The 16,747-nt window shown below is 62.3% G+C and carries 17 protein-coding genes; 8 read left to right on the forward strand and 9 right to left on the reverse strand.

Features of this window, described 5'->3' with window-relative positions:
- From QM649_RS18825 to QM649_RS18835, 3 genes are all read left to right on the forward strand, one after another.
- The coding region (locus QM649_RS18825; RefSeq protein ID WP_415200618.1) for a sulfate adenylyltransferase subunit 1 at window positions 1–1,280 on the forward strand (1,280 nt) is incomplete at its 5' end.
- Between the two features lie 2 nt (window positions 1,281–1,282).
- Window positions 1,283–1,996 (forward strand): phosphoadenylyl-sulfate reductase, encoded by a 714-nt coding sequence (locus QM649_RS18830; protein ID WP_415200619.1) that lies wholly within the window; start codon window positions 1,283–1,285, stop codon window positions 1,994–1,996.
- 3 nt (window positions 1,997–1,999) lie between these two features.
- On the forward strand, window positions 2,000–2,875 hold the full coding sequence (locus QM649_RS18835) for a sulfite exporter TauE/SafE family protein (RefSeq protein ID WP_415200620.1): 876 nt from the start codon (window positions 2,000–2,002) through the stop codon (window positions 2,873–2,875).
- 8 nt (window positions 2,876–2,883) lie between these two features.
- Here QM649_RS18835 and QM649_RS18840 read toward each other — a convergent pair whose 3' ends face one another.
- The 3 genes from QM649_RS18840 to QM649_RS18850 all read right to left on the reverse strand — a co-directional run bounded on the left by QM649_RS18840 (window position 2,884) and on the right by QM649_RS18850 (window position 8,484).
- Window positions 2,884–4,575, reverse strand: a complete 1,692-nt coding sequence (locus QM649_RS18840) for a hypothetical protein (RefSeq protein WP_415200621.1) — start codon at window positions 4,573–4,575, stop codon at window positions 2,884–2,886.
- A 143-nt stretch (window positions 4,576–4,718) separates the two neighbouring features.
- Window positions 4,719–6,137, reverse strand: a complete 1,419-nt coding sequence (locus QM649_RS18845; RefSeq protein WP_415200622.1) for a carbohydrate porin — start codon at window positions 6,135–6,137, stop codon at window positions 4,719–4,721.
- A gap of 109 nt (window positions 6,138–6,246) precedes the next feature.
- Window positions 6,247–8,484 (reverse strand): beta-glucosidase, encoded by a 2,238-nt coding sequence (locus QM649_RS18850; RefSeq protein WP_415200623.1) that lies wholly within the window; start codon window positions 8,482–8,484, stop codon window positions 6,247–6,249.
- Window positions 8,485–8,746: 262 nt separating this feature from the next.
- Here QM649_RS18850 and QM649_RS18855 point away from each other — a divergent pair, with 262 nt between their 5' ends.
- Entirely contained in the window at window positions 8,747–10,009 is a 1,263-nt protein-coding gene (locus QM649_RS18855; RefSeq protein ID WP_415200624.1) for a hypothetical protein, read from the forward strand.
- Window positions 10,010–10,114: 105 nt separating this feature from the next.
- Here QM649_RS18855 and QM649_RS18860 read toward each other — a convergent pair whose 3' ends face one another.
- From QM649_RS18860 to QM649_RS18875, 4 genes are all read right to left on the reverse strand, one after another.
- Entirely contained in the window at window positions 10,115–11,407 is a 1,293-nt protein-coding gene (locus QM649_RS18860; RefSeq protein WP_415200625.1) for an amidohydrolase family protein, read from the reverse strand.
- A gap of 131 nt (window positions 11,408–11,538) precedes the next feature.
- The gene (locus tag QM649_RS18865) at window positions 11,539–12,120 is read right to left on the reverse strand and encodes a hypothetical protein (protein ID WP_415200626.1); all 582 of its coding nucleotides are present in this window, start codon (window positions 12,118–12,120) and stop codon (window positions 11,539–11,541) included.
- A 393-nt stretch (window positions 12,121–12,513) separates the two neighbouring features.
- Complete coding sequence (locus tag QM649_RS18870) at window positions 12,514–13,095, reverse strand: hypothetical protein (RefSeq protein WP_415200627.1); 582 nt, start codon at window positions 13,093–13,095, stop codon at window positions 12,514–12,516.
- A 254-nt stretch (window positions 13,096–13,349) separates the two neighbouring features.
- Complete coding sequence (locus tag QM649_RS18875) at window positions 13,350–13,586, reverse strand: hypothetical protein (RefSeq protein WP_415200628.1); 237 nt, start codon at window positions 13,584–13,586, stop codon at window positions 13,350–13,352.
- Window positions 13,587–13,798: 212 nt separating this feature from the next.
- Between QM649_RS18875 and QM649_RS18880 the strand changes: the two genes are divergently transcribed.
- Window positions 13,799–14,008 carry a hypothetical protein gene (locus QM649_RS18880; RefSeq protein ID WP_415200629.1) on the forward strand — a complete coding sequence of 70 codons (210 nt, stop codon included), beginning with the start codon at window positions 13,799–13,801 and terminating at the stop codon, window positions 14,006–14,008.
- On the opposite strand, the gene QM649_RS18885 is transcribed toward QM649_RS18880, so the two are convergent.
- Window positions 14,005–14,190, reverse strand: coding sequence for a Trm112 family protein (locus tag QM649_RS18885; RefSeq protein ID WP_415200630.1), 186 nt, complete (start codon window positions 14,188–14,190; stop codon window positions 14,005–14,007). The two genes, QM649_RS18880 and QM649_RS18885, sit on opposite strands and share 4 nt — an antisense overlap.
- 36 nt (window positions 14,191–14,226) lie before the next feature.
- On the opposite strand from QM649_RS18885, the gene coaE reads away from it, so the two are divergent.
- From coaE to QM649_RS18900, 3 genes are all read left to right on the forward strand, one after another.
- Window positions 14,227–14,886: a dephospho-CoA kinase gene (coaE, locus tag QM649_RS18890; RefSeq protein ID WP_415200631.1), complete on the forward strand. Its 660-nt coding sequence runs from the start codon at window positions 14,227–14,229 to the stop codon at window positions 14,884–14,886.
- A gap of 81 nt (window positions 14,887–14,967) precedes the next feature.
- Window positions 14,968–16,125, forward strand: coding sequence for a S1C family serine protease (locus QM649_RS18895; RefSeq protein WP_415200632.1), 1,158 nt, complete (start codon window positions 14,968–14,970; stop codon window positions 16,123–16,125).
- Complete coding sequence (locus tag QM649_RS18900; protein WP_415200633.1) at window positions 16,122–16,559, forward strand: hypothetical protein; 438 nt, start codon at window positions 16,122–16,124, stop codon at window positions 16,557–16,559. The genes QM649_RS18895 and QM649_RS18900 overlap by 4 nt, the downstream gene beginning before the upstream one ends.
- Here the strand turns inward: QM649_RS18900 and QM649_RS18905 are convergent.
- On the reverse strand, window positions 16,541–16,747 hold a 207-nt coding region (locus tag QM649_RS18905), incomplete at its 5' end, for a formyltransferase family protein (RefSeq protein WP_415200634.1). The two genes, QM649_RS18900 and QM649_RS18905, sit on opposite strands and share 19 nt — an antisense overlap.

Here is a 16,747-nt window from a genome sequence, read left to right on the forward strand (position 1 = left end):
GCAAGTTCATCATTGCCGACACGCCGGGCCACGAGCAGTACACGCGCAACATGGCCACCGGCGCCTCCACCGCTGACCTCGCCATCATCCTCATCGATGCGCGCAAGGGCCTGCTGAACCAGTCGCGTCGACACGCGTATATCTCGGCGCTGCTGGGCATTCCGCGCGTGGTGGCGGCCATCAACAAGATGGACCTCGTCGACTACTCGCAGGAGGTCTTCGAGACGCTCTCTCGCGACTTCGCGGACCTTGCCTCGCGCGTCGGCCTCCGCCACGTGCAGGCGATTCCGATCAGTGCGCTTGAGGGCGACAACGTGGTTCATCACGGCGACAATACGCCGTGGTACACCGGCCCCACGCTGCTCGACTACCTCGAGAACGTGCCGGTCGAACGCCACAATTCCGCGCTTTCCTTCCGCATGCCGGTGCAACGCGTCATTCGTCCCAATCAGGACTTCCGCGGCTTTGCCGGACAGATCGCCGCAGGCACCATCCGCCGTGGTGACCGCATCGTCTCCCTGCCTTCCGGGCAGACGAGCCGTGTGGAAAGAATCGTGACCTTTGATGGCGATCTCGAAGAAGCCAGCGCACCGCTTTCCGTCACGCTCACGCTCGAGGATGAGCGCGATATCAGCCGCGGCGACCTCATCGCGGCGATCGACGGCGCGCCCGAAGTCGCGAACCACTTCGAGGCATCGGTGGTGTGGCTCAACGAGCAACCGCTCAAGGTGAATCACCGTTACCTGCTCAAGCACACCAGCCACATGGTGCCGGCGCGCGTGCGCTCCATTCGTCACCGCATCGACATCCAGACGCTCAAGCCGCAGGCTGCGAGCGAGCTCGATCTGAACGCCATCGGCCTCATCGAGGTTGCAACCGATCGCCCGATCCTCGCCGATCTCTACAACGCGAATCGCGCCACAGGCAGCTTCATCCTGGTCGATCCGCAGAACAACGCGACAGTAGGTGCCGGCATGATCCGGCATATTCTCACCACGACAGTTACAAATATAACGCTGCCCGGCGTGCTCACCGGCAACACGGCAAAGCTCGCCGAAGTCGAGAGCATCCTGCTCGCGCGCGAAGTCGCCGTGGTGAGGACGAAGGTGCAGGATCGCGAGATCTGGCGTGCGCTGCAGCATGTGGGCGTGGTCGTGCTCGTCGAGAACGAAGAAGCCGCGTTGCAGCGTGTGCTGGCCGACGGATCGACGGAAGACGCAAACACCGTGGACGCTGAGACGCTTGCAAATCTCGTGAGCGGCGAAAGCAGAGAGGAATAGTGATGGCGACGACGGCAGAAGTAGTGATCCCCGGGCTGGCAGAGAAGATCGCCGAGGCCCAGCGCTTTGTGCGCGCCGAGCTCGCGGGCCACGAGGCCGAAGCAGCGGTCACCAGCAGCTTCCAGGCCGAGGACATGGTCGTCGTCGATCTCGTGCGCCAAGTGCTGCCTCATGTGCCGGTGCTTTTCCTCGACACCGGCTACCACTTCAAGCAGACCTATGAGTATCGCGACCAGATGGCGCAGGCGTGGGGGCTGAACCTCATCAACGTGCTGCCGGAGAAGACCGTCGCCGAGCAGGAGGCCGAGTTCGGCATCCTCAATCAGATCGCGCCGGACAAGTGCTGCGGCCTGCGCAAGGTCGGTCCGCTCTTCGCATCGCTCCAGCCCTATGGACTATGGTTCACCGGTCTGCGCCGCGAGCAGGCGAAGACGCGTGCCAATCTGCAGGTAGCCGAGTTCTTCACGCTGCCCACCGGCAAGCAGCTCCGCAAGCTGAGCCCGCTCGCCGACTGGACCACGCGCGAAGTCTGGTACTACGCGCAGCAGCGCGAGATTCCGTTGCTCCCGCTCTACGATCTCGGCTACTCAAGCATTGGCTGCGAGCCCTGTACCAGTCTGCCGCTCAGTTCGGACGATCCACGCTCAGGCCGCTGGGGCGGACACAAGGTCGAGTGCGGCATCCATATTCAACCGGCAACTGGAACGGAGAAGTAGCGCATGGAATTCGGCCTGGGTTTCTTCATCGCGTTCATCATCGCCATCACTGGCGTGGGCGCGGGCACGATTACAGCGCCGCTGCTTATTCTCGTTCTGCACGTGCCGATCGCGGTCAGTGTTGGTACGGCGCTCGCGTACTCCACCGTGGTGAAGGCCGTCGTCGTGCCGCTGCAGATCGTACGCAAGCAGGTCAGCTGGCGCGTCCTGGCCGTGATGCTCGCAGGTGGTCTGCCCGGTGTGGTTGTGGGCACGCTGCTCTTCAGGAGATATAGCGCCCTCAAGGGGCACGCTCTCTTCTTTGGTGTGCTGGGCGCGGTGATCGTCTTTTCCTCGGCGTGGCATCTCTTTCGCCACTTTCGTCCAAACGCAATTGCAGGCCAGCGTCCTGCGCGGATGAAGACCATCGGCGCGCTGATGTTCCCTATCGCGGCGGAAGTAGGATTCTCCTCTTCCGGTGCCGGCGCACTTGGATCGCTCGCGCTCATGAGCCTCTCGCCGTTGAGCGCAGCGCAGATCGTCGGCACTGATCTCGCCTTTGCATTTTGCGTCACGCTTCTCGGAAGTGGAATGCATTTTGCGGACGGCAGCATCGACAAGGCGCTGCTGGTCAAGCTCGTGATCGGCGGTGTCGTCGGCGCGATGGCTGGCTCCATCGTTGCGCCCCGTGTGCCGAACAAGCAGCTCCGCCTTGCGCTCTCGGTCGTGCTGCTCGCGCTCGGCATTCAGTTCTGCTATCAGGCCGTTGCCAAGCAGTTCAGCGCGCACAGCTCGAACGGCCGTTCCGCCAGCTCGTCGCATTCGTCAACGGTGCAGCCTGTGGCTCCGCATGCGCTCGCGCTCGCGCAGCCCCAGGCGAGCACCACACAGAGCCGCTAGCGATATCGCTACAGCAGCTTCTGGTCGCGGAAGAACCACGTCGGCGTGCAGCTCCACGCATGGCAGAAGCTGTTGATGTGCACGTCGCCGTATGGCGAGTATGTGGAATCGGCCGGATCGTAGAGCTCCCAGAAGGTATCTGCTCCCGCGGCGGCCATGCCTCCCCAATACTGCTGAATCAGCTCGAGCGCCTCCCTGCGAAGACCGCAGACCACCAGCGCCTCGGCCACATAGTGGTAGAGATACGGTGTGCTTGGCTTCACCGATGTCGCGTTCGTCAGTGCGCCGTTGCGCAGGCACGCCTGCGCTTCCTCGCGGCTCACGCAGCCTCCCAGCACCATCCAAGCCTGCGTCGCCCATGACACTTCTTTCTTCTCGCCGCTGAAGCAGAACTTGCGATCCTTATCGTAGAAATGCGCATGCGCCGTGGCGCGAATCTGCGCAAGCTTCGCCTTGTACGGCTGAACATCCACCGCGCGCCCAATCAGATCCGCCAGCTCGAGCAGGTGTTCGAGTGTATATGCGAGCACGCCCATGGCTGCCGCCGTATAGTCGAGCTGTCGATTCCAGTCGATGAAGATGTATTCGCCCTGCGGCACACGATAGACCCCATCCTGGTCGAGACGGCCGAGCAGGATCTCCATCTGCCGCTTCGCCAGCGGGAAGAGCTCACGCGCCGTGTCGAGATCCTTCGAGGCGCGTGTCAGTTCGAGCAACGCAGAGATGAAGAGGGCCGAATAGTCGTTGAGGAAGGGCTCTGAGCCCATCGGGTACGGCTTCTCGAAGACGCACGCCGAGACCATGCCATCCTCCCGCGCGAGACCCGCAAAGAGAAAGAGACAGCGGCGGACAAGATAGTAGTTCGGATACGTGACATAGCTCGCCCGTGCCTGCAGCCGCAAATCGCCGAGCCAGAGCCGCTGGTCGCGACGCGGTCCATCCTCGAAGCTCGTCTGCATGCAGTCGCGCAGCGTGCGTGCGCCGATTGCATCCACCTGCCGGATCCATTCCTGCGTGCCAGCAGGCAGTGGAGCAGGCTCGCCGTGCGTAGCGCTCACGGCAATCGCCTGCACGTCGCGAAAGCGCACGCCGAAGTTCGGAGACGTGTCGAGGACTTCGACCTTCACATAGCGGAAGGCATAGCGGCGCGGCAAGCGCACCCGTTGCGGCAGGAAGTCGACAGTGATGATCTCCTCCGGCAGCCATGCGCTCGAAAGCTGTCCCTTGTAGGGGTAAAGCGGCTCCGCCACATCGCCGGGAACTTCGCCAAACGTCAGCTTGAGGCGCACCGGCGAATCGACCGATTTGCCTTCACCGATGAGATGAAATGCGAAGTAGCCTGCGCGATGTCCGCCGAAGTCGAGCAGGAAATGGTCGCCGCGATGCAGCAGGCGATCGCCGAGCGCAGTAGCAGGCGCTTCCTGCTCCATGCGCCAACGCAGATACTGCGAGGCATCGGCAACAGGCCGCACCAGGGCGATGGGCGGCTCGGGCCGTTCGATGGGATCGCGGCGCAGGGATTGCGCGAGCGCGATCCAGCGTGCGCGCTGCTGTGCAGGTGTCTCGCCCAGCTCGCCATGGAGCGGAATCGTCGCGCGGTCTTCACTGCCTGCAGGTTGCGCAACAGCCGGCAGCGCGTGGAGAGCGGTCGTCGCACCGAGAGTCTTCAGTAAAGATCGGCGAGAGAGCGGTTCGATCATGATGCCTCCTGCAAAACACGCAGAGTTGTTTTGCGCAGGAAAAGAAACGCGCACGATGCCTCAGCGTAAGAGCGGGATCCGGCATCGTGCGACGGGCGGTGAGAGTCACCCATCCTGACTCTCACCATGAAGGCGAACGCTGGCTAGAAGAACACGCTCGCCTGGATGAGCAGGTTCAGCGAGCTCTTCTGCTTCGGCGCAATGTTCGGACCATTGGTGTAGCTGAGGCCCGGCGACATGTACCAGCCGCGCATCACGCGATAGGTATAGCTGCCGGTGATGCTTGATGCGCTGTTCCAGTAGTTCTCGCCCAGGTTAATTGCGTTGTACTTTGCGTAGGGACTATAGGCCGTGTGTGAGGCCACGATGCTGGCTTCGTCGGCAGGGCGGCTCGTGAACGGCCCCAGCACGTACGCGCGAGCTTCGTAATACTGCGTGTAGGAGTTCTGTTCGGCGGGCGCATCCATGGCGGAGAAGCCGGCATAGATGCCGCGATACGGCTTCGCCGGATCGAGCTTGAAGAGCTCGCGATCAGCAAGCAGATAGCCGAGCATGTTGTTCGTGCTCTTGCCGCCGGTCTTCAGGTCGGTGAAGTGCGTGGTGTTGTACATGTAGCCGCCGCGGATCCACATCTGGTCATGCGTCGCGTCGGCTTCGTGCTGATAGCCGCCCTCATAGATCGTGAGCAGGCCATCCCCGTGCGGACGGAAGCGCAGGCCGACGGTGTCGCGAGCGGAGCCGGTTACGCCGCCGCCCGGGTCCATCGAGCGTTGGAAGCCGATCTTCGTGTAGATCTGCTTGGTCCAGTGGATATTTGTATTGAAGGCGGGAGTCGTCAGCGGAATATACGACATGCCGACCTCGAAGGGCAGCGATGCGTACACGCCCAGCGAGCCGGACGAGGCCTGGCCGCCAATCGCCGTGCCGACATACTCGAAGTCGTTGTCGATGTAACCGCCCTTCAGCTCGAGGCGGCCCTTCAGTAGGCTCTGGTAGTAGTACATCGAGCCGAACTGCACAGCGTTCGGGCCGCCCGCATTCCAGCTGATCTTCTGGATAGCACCCATGATCTCGAACTGGCCACCCTTTACGCCGAGCTGGCGCAGGTCCCACGTAAGGGCAGGGTAGTGTGAGCTCTTCCATGTCGGGCGCTGACCGGTGTAGGTCTGGTCGGCAAGCGGAACCGGCGGATTCAGAGTGTTGTAGTCAAACTCGTCGTCATCGATGTCATACAGGCCGATGCCGTGCTTTGCGAGGTTGTAGGTGACGGGATTCTTCACGCCGAAGACGTGCTCGGAGTAAGGCGGCATCTTGATGTAGCCGCCGCGCATGTTCAGGTCTTCGATGCTGCGGCCGCCGGGGTGTTCGTATTCGTAATCCTGCGCTGCCTGGCGCGTGGCCTGCGTTTCAGCCTGCGTCTGCTGGCCGAGGGTAGCGTCGTTGCCGGTGTTGCTCTGTTGTGCCGCGGCGGTGAGGCTCAGCGCGAGAGGAATGATAGCGGCCGCCAGAAAAGGACGCGGGCGGCACGAGAGACTGCGTGTTGCAAGGGTACGGAGATTCAATGCTCTACTCTCTTTTCACTCTGGAGGGGAAGTTTTGGGCGCAGGAGGGAGCATGCAGCCTGAGGCTGCTGCTCCCTCCATGAGCGGTGGTGCGTGCTGACGGGTGTTCTTAGCGGAGTTCGATCGTCTGCTTCAGAGGCAGATCGCGCGAGGAGGCTCCGGCATACAGCGTGTACGTGCCGGGGACCAGCTTCCAGCTATGCGTTGCGGTATCGAAGACCGAGAGCATCTGGCGATCGATGGTGACCGTCGCCTTCTGCGTCTCGCCGGCCTTGATGGACAGGCGGGCCCAGCCCACCAGGCGGTGCGGCGGCTCGCCGGCGGAGGCCGGAAGCTCGGCATAGACCTGCGCAATTTCGTCTCCGTCACGCTGTCCGGTGTTCTTCACATCGAAGCTGACGGTGACCGTGTCGCCATGCTCAGCCTTCAGGTCCGAGTACGCGAACTGCGTGTATGAAAGACCAAAGCCGAAGGGGAAGAGGACGTCCTTCTTCTCGGCGTCGTACCACTTGTAGCCGACCTTGAGCTTCTCGTCGTAGGTGGTCTGGAACGCAGGCAAGCCTTCGCCCAGCTCCTTCATGACGTCCGTCATGCTCATGCCCGGCTTCAGCTGGATATCGGAAGCCGGTGGCGGCTGGACCAGCGTGGGGTGCGGCAGATCGGCATCGCTCAGCGGAAAGGTGACAGGCAGCTTGCCCGATGGGTTCACCGTGCCGTCGATCACTTCGGTAAGCGCCTCGGCTCCGCGGATGCCCGAGAACCAGGCTTCCACCACTGCACCGGCCTTGTCGACCCAGGGCATCAGCACCGGGTTGCCGCTCTCGATCACAACCACGTTTTTCGGGTTTGCTGCGGTCACGGCTTCGATGAGCTTGTTCTGGTCGGCGCTCAGGCTCAGCGTCTTCAGGTCGAACGACTCGGCCGCCCACTGGGTGCCGAAGACGATGGCGACATCGGAGTTCTTTGCCAGCTCAGCCGCGGCATGCACGTCTTCGCCCGAGTTGAACTCAACCTTTGCGTTCGGATAGGCCTTGCGGATCGCATCGAGCGGCACATCGCGCAGGTACTGCTGTTTGATGAAGGCGGCGAAGATGCCTTCGCCCGGAGGCGGAGGTACCGGTGTGCCTCCCGGCGCATCGACCTGTCCCGATCCGCCACCCGAAAGCACGCCCGCGTCGGCATGGCCGCCGATGATGGCGATGCTCTTCACCTGGGAAGCATCGAGAGGCAGGATGCCGCCCTTGTTCTTGAGCAGGACGATGCTCTTCTCTTCGATGGCCTGTGCAACCTGGTTGCCGTGGTTCACATTCACCACGCCCTTATCCGCGGGGTGATCGACGATGCCTTCCTTGAACTCGGCGCGCAGGATGCGCACCACGTGGTCGTCGAGTTCAGCCTGCGAAACCTTGCCGGCGAGCACCGCGTCCTTGAGCGGCTTGCCGTAATAGAACTCGTCCGGCTGCTCCATGTCGAGGCCGGCGTGCGAGGCCTGCACCGCGCTGTGCGTGCCGCCCCAGTCCGAGGTGACAAAGCCGGGGAACTTGAAGGCGCCCTTCAGCACGTCGTGCAGCAGATAGTCGTTCTCGCAGGCGTACACGCCATTCACGCGGTTGTAGGAGCACATCACCGCATCGGCGTCCGAGACCTTCAGCGCGATCTCGAAGGCCAGCAGGTCGCTCTCGCGCATGCTGCGCTCGTCGATATTCGCGTTCACCGCGTTGCGGCCGCTCTCCTGGTCGTTGATGGCGTAATGCTTGATGTCGCCGATCACATGCTCGGACTGCTCGCCGCGCATCACGTAGCCGTCCAGGGTGCCTGCGAGGAGCGGATCTTCACCCATGTACTCGAAGGTGCGGCCGTTGCGGGGCTCGCGGGTCAGGTTCACGCCGCCGCCCAGGGTCATGTTGTAGCCCTGGTCCTTCAATTCGGTTGCGATAAGCTTGCCGTATTCGAGAGCCGAATCCTTATCCCAGCTGGCTGCTGCGCCGAGGTTGTTCGGGAGCGCCGTGCCGTAGCGTCCATTGGCCGCGCTGCGGGTCACGCCGTAGGCGGCGTCGGCCATCTGGATGGGGGGAATGCCGAGCCGGGGAACGCCGATGGAGAAGCCGGCGCCGCCGTTGCCGAGTGAGAGGCCTTCGCGTTCGCCGGGCATGCCCTGTCCGTGGACGAGGGCGATCTTCTCGTCGAGGGTCATCTCCTTCGCCACCAAGCGGGCCCGCTCGGTCGGCGAAAGGCTCTGGTCGTCCCAGGGATGTTTCGCTCCCTGCTGTGCCATGGCTGCCATGGGAATGGCCATCGCGATGGCCAGGGTGGCGGCGGCCAGTTCCTGCTTCTTGCGTGTCTTCATCTGCGTCACGTCCTTCTCTCTTCTCTCCGCGTCTGCGGGTTGCCTGCCGCTCCTAAGAAATATGTAGAAATAGGAAAGCGAAGCAGCGGGAGGATTACTGTACCGCCGAAGACATTCGACCTCGAACCATACGATGCGCAAGCCTCAAACGGTGGCAATACCCCAAAGAGTGCAGAAGTGCTTTAGTTAAAGCGATTTAGTGAGCCAGATCGGGAAGGTAGCAAACGGTATAATACGGGCTGACGAGAGGAGTGCCCGAGCCTTGGAGGAAGAGCGCGCAGCCGCAGGTGCCTATCCGCTTTCCGCCGGTGAGGTGCAAAAGATCCGGGAGCAGCTCGGACGGCTGGTTGCTCACTCGCTCTTTCGCAACAGCAAGCGCTACCCCGCGCTGCTTCGTTTCGTGGTGGAACAGACCCTCCTCGGTCAGGATGACCAGCTGAAGGAGCGCGTCCTCGGGGTTACCATCTTCGGCCGACCCGCCGACTACGACACGGGACAGGACACCATCGTCCGGCTCACCGCAGCCGAGGTCCGCAAGCGTCTCGCTCTCTATTACCAGGAATCCGGCCACGAAACGGAGCCGCGCATCCAGCTGCATCCCGGCTCGTATGTGCCGGAGTTCGAGTTCCCGGATCATGCTGCGGATACGCATCCCGCGCCGGTCGCTTCCACTCCGCTCGAATCTGCCTCGGCTTCGCTCCCCGCAGAAATCTTTGTCCCGATCGCGCCGCAGCCTCCGGCAGCTTCGCCGCGTGGCGGGCGCTGGCTTGCCGCTGCCGTGATCGTGGTCCTGCTGGTGGCGGTGGGCGGACTCTGGCGTGTCTCGCATCCCACCGACCGCGCCCTGCGCCAGTTATGGGACCCGTTCCTCGGCGACTCGCCCTCGGTGCTGATGGTCATCCCTGACCTGAATCACAACGGGGTAACGCCGGAGCCCGCGGCCACGGATGGCACCTCGCTGAGTCATCTCGAGCGCGACCGCTCCGTTTATTTCGATGACGCCGTCGTCGCAATGCGTCTTACCTCGCTGCTCACGCGCCGGGACCGCACCTTCAGCCTCATGCTCGCCTCCGAGGTGCCATACTCCGCGATGCAGAGCACTCCGACCATCTTCATCGGTGCGGTCGACAATCCGTGGACATTGCGTGTGCTGGCGCCGCTGCGCTTTCATCCCGCACGGCAGGGCACTTCGTGGGTTTTCAGTATTACGGATACGCAGCATCCGGAACGGCGTGACTGGTCTCTGGATTTCGAGCAGCCCTATCAGAAGGTCTCGACGGATTACGCGATCGTCGCGCGCATCTCGGATGGATTGACGGGTCGTCCGATGCTGGTGGTAGCGGGGCTGGGTGCAAACGGCACCGCGGCGGCTACCGAATTTCTTGTCTCGCCCCGCTACGCGCGCGAGCTCGATCCGGCGCTGCTGGCCGGCAGCCGGGCCAAAAGCTTTGAGCTCGTGCTCAAGACGCAGGTCATCGATGATCAGCCCGGGCCGCCGCAGATCGTCGCCGAAACCGCCTGGTAGGCGCGGTGGCTGCGCCTTCGCAGAGCTTGGCTAAAAAATCATCCTGATCGAAACGAGGCAAGTGAGCGCAGCGGAATGACCAACGGTCGTCTCGACGCATAGGCCCTAATGCTTGTAGATCACCCCGCTCTTCATCACGAAGGCGACATGCTGCGCCACGCCGATGTCTTCGAGCGGGTTGCCGGGTACTGCGATCACGTCCGCAAAATAGCCCGCCTTTAACTCGCCGATCCTGCCTTCCCAGCCAAGCAGCTTCGCGCCGTTGATCAGGTCGGCGCGCAGCACGTCCGCGTTGCTCATGCCGTATTCATGCATTAGCACCAGCTCGCGGGCCTGCGTGCCGTGCGGAAATGGACCGACATCGGAGCCGACAGCGAAAGAGAGGCCCGCTGCCATCTGCTTCCTGAAGCTCGCCGCGTGATAGTCGAGCATGGCTCGCTCGCGCTTCGCGGCTTCCGGCGTTGCCGCATGCTCGGCGAAGTACTCGATAATGGCGAAGGTGGGCACGGCCGGGATGTGCTTCTCGCGCATGATGCGCATCGTCTCCGGACTCAGGTCGAAAGCGTGATCGATCGAGGCGACGCCCGCCTCTGCGGCATAGCGCACGCCCGGCTCGCCGGTCGCGTGCACGGCGACCACTCTGCCGGTGCGCGCAGCTTCGTCCACCGCGGCTTTCAACTCGGCCTCGGTGTACTGGTAGGGAGTAGTGAAGTTGCCGTCGATGATGGCATCGTGGCCGGTCTCGTACATCTTCACGAAATCCGAGCCTTCCTTCACCTGTTCGCGAATGGTGGCAACGATTTCGTCGGGGCTGTTGGCGCGGTCGGCGTTCGAGAGTACATGCTGCGCGGGGTTGTAGCGGTTCGCGTCCTCGTGGCCGCCGAGGATATCGATGGCGTTGCCGCTGATGCGCAGGCGTGGGCCAGGAATGAGGCCCTGATTGATGGCGTTGCGCACGGCTGTGTCAGCCGATCCTGCGCCTTCCGTGCCCATGTCGCGCTCGGCAGTAAAGCCGCCCATCAGGTCGTCACGCGCTGCCAGTGCGGCGAGAAGCGTGCGCTGTGGCACGGACTCTTCTACGGTCTGCAGGTCCTCGGCGCCGGGATGAAGAAAGAGGTGCACATGCGCGTCGATGAGTCCGGGCATCAGCGTCGTGTCGCCGAGGTCGATAATCTGTGCTCCTGAGGGATGAGAGACCGAGGTGCCGGCGGCGGTAATACGGTCGCCTTCCACAAGGACCTCACCCGGCGTGACGACGCGGCCCGCGGTCACATCGAGCAGGCGTGCAGCATGCAGCACGATTGGCTGCGTGGCAGGAGGCTGCTGTGTCTGCGCTGTCGCGATCAATGCGAAGCAAAGAGATACAAAAGTGAGAGCGGCATCGCGTATGCGCAGCATGAGAAGTCCTCGACGAACGAGAGATAGCAGCAGATGACTGCGATCTTAAAACGCAACGAGGATGCAGGCACGAAAAAGCGGAAGGCCGTAGCCTTCCGCTTCCTCGTGCAGTCGAACAGTATGAAGCCGGGTTATTCCGCGCCGTTCGCTGTCTGGCTCGCGGTGGTATCCACGGCCACGAGGAATTTAGTGCCAGAGGCAAGCTTGATGTCGCCGCGCTGGCTCGAAAGTGTGCCGGAGTTATCGGCCTTCACTTCGCTGTGCATGGTGGTGTCGCCGATGCCGCTAGCGACCTCGTCGAAGACGCCCGACGTGCTGACGGCCTCGGGAATCTCATCGGCCTGGTCGCCGCTGCTGAGGCTGACCAGCGTCGCCTTTACCTGCACCGTTTTTCCGCCTTTGAGCTGCGCCTGGTTGAATGTCAGCACAAGCTTCGAGGGGCCCTGATCCTTGGCGGCGGAGACGCTTTCGACCTTGCCGAGCAGTTTGGTTCCACGAGGCAGATCGACGCCCTGCGAGGTGTGGACGGAACTTGTAAGCTCCACGGTTACAATCTGACCGGGAGCTGCGGACTTGGTGTTCAGTGAGCGAGTGAGGACCGCATCGCCGGACATCAGTGTCAAAGCCGGAGCGGCATTCTGGGCAAAAGCTGAGCCCGCAAAGAGGACAGTGGCGGCAAAAAGCGCAAAGGAACCTGCAGCAGCGTTTTTCAAGCAAACGACTCCGTGTTCAAAGATGAAATTGTGCCCGCACGGAGAGCCGTCAGCGATGGAATCGCGGATCCTGGCGGAGTTGGCGCAGAAGGGCGCGGGCGAGACCTGAGCGGCCTCTGCCGGGCGGAGTGAACCAAGACGAAAGAGCCGCCACGGCCCGGTCTGCATGGGTACAACAGGTGTTGCTCTAATGGATAGGACTAGGCGGGCGGGAAAAAGTCGCAGGAAATTGGCAGTCCAGGGGCCGATTTTACCGGGCTGCAACGCTCATATGGTTAACATGTCAATCTAACTGCCTCATATTGCTGGGCCTATCGCTTTGTGGGCGGAAAAAACGAGGAGGGCGTGCGCCCTCCTCGTTCTCCTTGCCTTGCAGAGAAATTTGTTCTGCGCTTAGTTCGCGCCGCCAATGTTGCCGGGAGACTGCACCACATCGACCGCTACGAGGAACTGCGTGCCCTCGGGCAGTTTGATGTCGCCGCGCTGGCTGGTCAGCGTGCCCGAGACCTCTTCCTTCACGGCGCTGTGCAATCTTGTGTCGCCAATGGGACCCGCTTCATCGATCACGCTGTCTGGATGGACGGGAAGCGGTGTCCCGCCGTCGTCATTCGCGCTGGAGTAATTTACCAGCGTGGCCTTTATGGGAAAGGTCTTACCGTCCTTGAGGCGGGCCTGGGAGAAGGTCAGCGCCAGCTTCGCGGGGCCGTGATCTTTCGCAGACTTCACCGCGTCGACTTTGCCGAGAAGCTGCGTGCCGCGCGGCAGTTCCACTCCATCCCGCGTGTGAATCGTATTTGTAAGCTGCACGGTGACAATTTGTCCCTGCATCGCCGACTTCGTGTTCAGCGGGTGCGTAAGCGAGGCGTCGCCGGACATGATGTCGTTGTTGGAAGCATTAGCCTGAGCAAAGGCTGCTCCTGCAAAGAGAGCAGCAGTGGCGAAAAGCGCAATGGGGCCTGCAGCGCTGTGTCTCATACACACATCTCCATTTGTAAGAATGTGCCCGGGTTACGCGCTTGAATGCTGAAGCGCATTTCGCCGGGAGCCGATACAGACGTGCACGAGCGATGCCTGAGAAGCTTCGCCGGGCGGGATGATCGGCTCCGCCGCGGCCTCGTCTGCATGTTTACTACTCATGAAGTAAGACGCGATCTGTAAGCAAAAGACGCAATGCGCTGCGGTGCTGCCTGTATGCCGAAGCTCCTGCATTATGCGCTTCACGGGCGCTCCTACATGACGAGAGCCACGCGCTCCAGCTCCTGCTGCATGCAGTCGAGTGTGCAGTTGCTGTTCTCAAGCCGCAGCACCGTGTCGCGAGCCTGCTCGGTGCCGATGCCATAACCGCGGATACTCAGGAACGCTGCAAGTACCTGCGCTGCCTGGAAGGAATCGAGTCCGGCGTCGAGCAGTTCATTCCTCAGCTGGGATAGATCGCTGTCTCCGAACTTTTCTACTTTGCTCGTCATCGGATTCTCCTTTGCCCCGAGTTCACCGTACGCGTCCCTTTTTCGCTTAGACACGGATTCGTCTTCCGGGTTGCTTCGTCTGCGGAAGGCGGCTGTTCTCAGCATTACGCAATGGGAGGCGAAGAAGTTTGATGCCAGTCAAGAAATAGGCGAGTTCTGCACTTCGGGTGGGGACTTGGGCTGACGGCGGATTTTTTTTAGACTGTACGGGCATGAAGCTGCCATCGGAAGAAGAACGGCGGGGCAAGCACGCGGAGAAAGGCAGCACGCCCGGCCCCGGCTGGGGGCTTGCGCTGGTGCTGCTTGCAATTGCGATGCTGGTAGCGGCGTTGATCGCCTGGAGGATGATCTATCCGTTCTTCCATCGGCCCGCAAGGGGCTCACCCACGGATGGAGCTGCGCTCTATCTGCCTGCGGGCTAGTCCGGCTCTGTATTCGCTTCCTGCGCGCGGGCAGCAAGCAGCACCGGGATGCCATCCTCGAGGGGATAACGACGGCTGCACGATGTGCAGTGGACCGATACAGGCTCCAGCCGCAGTGTGCCGAAGCAGACCGGGCATACCACCTGGGCGAGAGCCGCGCGAAGTTGTTCTATGGTCTGCATATCTTCAGTGTAGCGGTAACCACAGGGAGGGGTGTTTTGCTGAGAGTAGGACTCACAGGCGGCCTGGGTAGCGGGAAGACGACAGTCTCCCAGATCTTTCGCGAAGCGGGCGCGCAGGTGCTCGAGGCCGACCTGGTCGGCCGCCAGATGATGGAGCCGGGGCATGCGGTTTACGACGCCGTGGTGCGGCAGTTCGGGCCGGAAGTGGTGCGCGAGGACGGTACGCTCGATCGGAAGCGGTTGGCCGAACTCGCATTTGGAGGAAAGCGTCTCGCCGAGCTGACGAAGATCGTGCATCCTCCGGTGATTGCGGCGGAAGAGAACTGGTGCCGGCATGTGTTTACGCAGAATCCTTCGGCAGTCGCCGTCGTTGAGTCCGCGTTGATCTTTGAGTCTGTCCGCCAGGGAACGGTGCCCGGATGGCGGGATCGCTTCGACCGCGTCGTGCTGATTACCGCGCCTGAGTCCTTGCGCGTGGAGCGCTATGTTGAGCGCATGCAGCGGCAGGGGACCACGCAGAGCGCCGAGGAGTTGGCGGCCGATGCGCGGGCGCGCATGGCGACGCAAATGCCCGAGCGCGAAAAGATTCCGCTCGCCGATTATGTGATTCACAATGACGGCTCGATCCTGGACACCCGCCGCCAGACGATGCATATCTACACGGAACTCCAGTCCGCAGCCCGTGTCAGAGAATAAGAGGCAGGAATAAGAGACAGAGTCAGCGGTCGATAGAATGAAAGAGCCCGGTGCCGTGCGCCGGGCGAGACAGGCAGAGCGATGACCTTCCGCAGAATTGTAATCATTCTCCTTATCGTGGGCGGCTTCTGGTACCTGAACACTCACGACAGCGGCCTGAGGACGCATGTGCTCAACGGCAGGCTGGGCGGTACCGCGCTGAAGTTGACCGAGGCCGATGCGGCGCCCGAGTACGACGCCGAGGAGACGAACAACATCTCCATCTACAAGCACGTATTGCCCTCGGTGGTGAACATCACCTCGCAGACGCAGGCGCTGAACTTCTTCTTCCAGGTGGTGCCGCAGCAGGGCCAGGGCTCGGGCTTCGTGCTGGATAAGGAAGGCCACATCCTCACCAACTACCACGTCATCGGGGATGCGCAACAGATCGAGGTGACGACCTCGGACAAGCACCGCTATCGCGCGCAGCGGATCAACGTCGACCCGGTGCATGACCTTGCGCTGCTGCAGATCAAGGCTCCGAACCTTACGCCCGTGGTGCTGGCGGCAGGCTCGCGGAGCCTCGAGGTTGGGCAGAAGGTTTATGCCATCGGCAATCCGTTCGGTCTCGCAGGAACCATGACCACCGGCATCATCAGCGCCATCCGCTCGATTCACAGTCCACAGGGCGCGCCCATTGAGAACGCCATTCAGACGGATGCGGCCATCAACCCCGGCAACTCCGGCGGCCCGCTGCTGAACTCGCGCGGCGAGGTGATCGGCATCACCTCTCTGATTGCGACCAACCCGAATGAGAACGTGGAGCAGAGCGCGGGTATTGGCTTCGCGATCCCGGTCGATACGGTGAAGGCCGTCCTCGGCGATTTCCAGAAGTACGGCCGCGTCCGTCGTCCTTCGATGGGGATTGTCTCCCTGCCTATCGGGCCTGACCTCGCCGAGCAGATGGGGCTCGCGGCCGGTTATGGCGTTCTAGTGCAGCGCACGGTCTCCGGCGGTGCTGCCGATCGCGCAGGGCTGCGCGGCGGCAACCAGACCGCCTATCTTGGCAATACGCTGATCTACCTCGGCGGCGACCTGATCGTGAACATCGACGGCCAGGACGTGACGAATACGCAGGATATTTCCGACGTGATGAACCGCCACCAGGTCGGCGACACCGTTACGGTGACCTTCTACCGTGGCCGCCGCAAGATGTCCGTGCAGGTTACGCTGGGCGAGGCGCGCGAGCAGGCAGCATGAGGTTCCGTCGCAGGCTCGGTGCCAACGCCGTCGTCGCCTGGGTGCTGAGCGCGCTCTTCGTGGGCTTCGTCTTTCTGCGCACCGGTCATCCTCCGTATGCGGCAGGGCTCGCCATTGTCGTCGTGCTGCTGCTCTACGCGTTGCCGCACATTTTCTGGTACTGGGATGTCTTTCCGGATCGCCTGGTGAACCGCCGCTACTTCAGTACGCGTGTCTTTTCCATGGCCAACATTGTGCATGTCGCCCCCATGCCGGGCCACATAACGCCGCGGCGCGGCAAAGGCGCATGGATCGAAGTACGCACCCGTGCCGGTGAGCGTACGGCAGGCGAGCGCATGATCGTGCAGCCGGCGGATGCGGACAGGTTTCTGGCAGAGCTACGGAGATATGTGCCGGAGGCAGTTGCGAATAGCGATCAGCCCAGCGGCAGATAACGCCGGCCGTCGATCCGATACTTCTCGCTGATCACGCGGCCGATGGCCTCGCTGTAAGCGATATGCTCCTGTTCGAGGATGCGCTCGGAGAGCGTATGCGCGTCGTCGGTATCGAGCACCGGTACCACCTTCTGCAGAACGATCACGCCGTGGTCAAGCTCCTCATCCACAAAGTGCACCGTGCAGCC

The sequence above is a fragment of the Silvibacterium sp. genome (assembly GCF_047605705.1).
GTDB lineage: Bacteria > Acidobacteriota > Terriglobia > Terriglobales > Acidobacteriaceae > Silvibacterium.

Excerpts from the sequence above, each read along its gene's own strand:
- QM649_RS18870 (WP_415200627.1), bottom strand. The coding sequence starts at position 13,095 with ATGAGACACAGCGCTGCAGGCCCCATTGCGCTTTTCGCCACTGCTGCT.
- QM649_RS18895 (WP_415200632.1), top strand. The coding sequence starts at position 14,968 with ATGACCTTCCGCAGAATTGTAATCATTCTCCTTATCGTGGGCGGCTTC.
- QM649_RS18840 (WP_415200621.1), bottom strand. The coding sequence starts at position 4,575 with ATGATCGAACCGCTCTCTCGCCGATCTTTACTGAAGACTCTCGGTGCG.
- QM649_RS18835 (WP_415200620.1), top strand. The coding sequence starts at position 2,000 with ATGGAATTCGGCCTGGGTTTCTTCATCGCGTTCATCATCGCCATCACT.
- QM649_RS18850 (WP_415200623.1), bottom strand. The coding sequence starts at position 8,484 with ATGAAGACACGCAAGAAGCAGGAACTGGCCGCCGCCACCCTGGCCATC.
- QM649_RS18900 (WP_415200633.1), top strand. The coding sequence starts at position 16,122 with ATGAGGTTCCGTCGCAGGCTCGGTGCCAACGCCGTCGTCGCCTGGGTG.
- QM649_RS18875 (WP_415200628.1), bottom strand. The coding sequence starts at position 13,586 with ATGACGAGCAAAGTAGAAAAGTTCGGAGACAGCGATCTATCCCAGCTG.
- QM649_RS18885 (WP_415200630.1), bottom strand. The coding sequence starts at position 14,190 with ATGCAGACCATAGAACAACTTCGCGCGGCTCTCGCCCAGGTGGTATGC.
- QM649_RS18830 (WP_415200619.1), top strand. The coding sequence starts at position 1,283 with ATGGCGACGACGGCAGAAGTAGTGATCCCCGGGCTGGCAGAGAAGATC.
- QM649_RS18880 (WP_415200629.1), top strand. The coding sequence starts at position 13,799 with ATGAAGCTGCCATCGGAAGAAGAACGGCGGGGCAAGCACGCGGAGAAA.
- QM649_RS18860 (WP_415200625.1), bottom strand. The coding sequence starts at position 11,407 with ATGCTGCGCATACGCGATGCCGCTCTCACTTTTGTATCTCTTTGCTTC.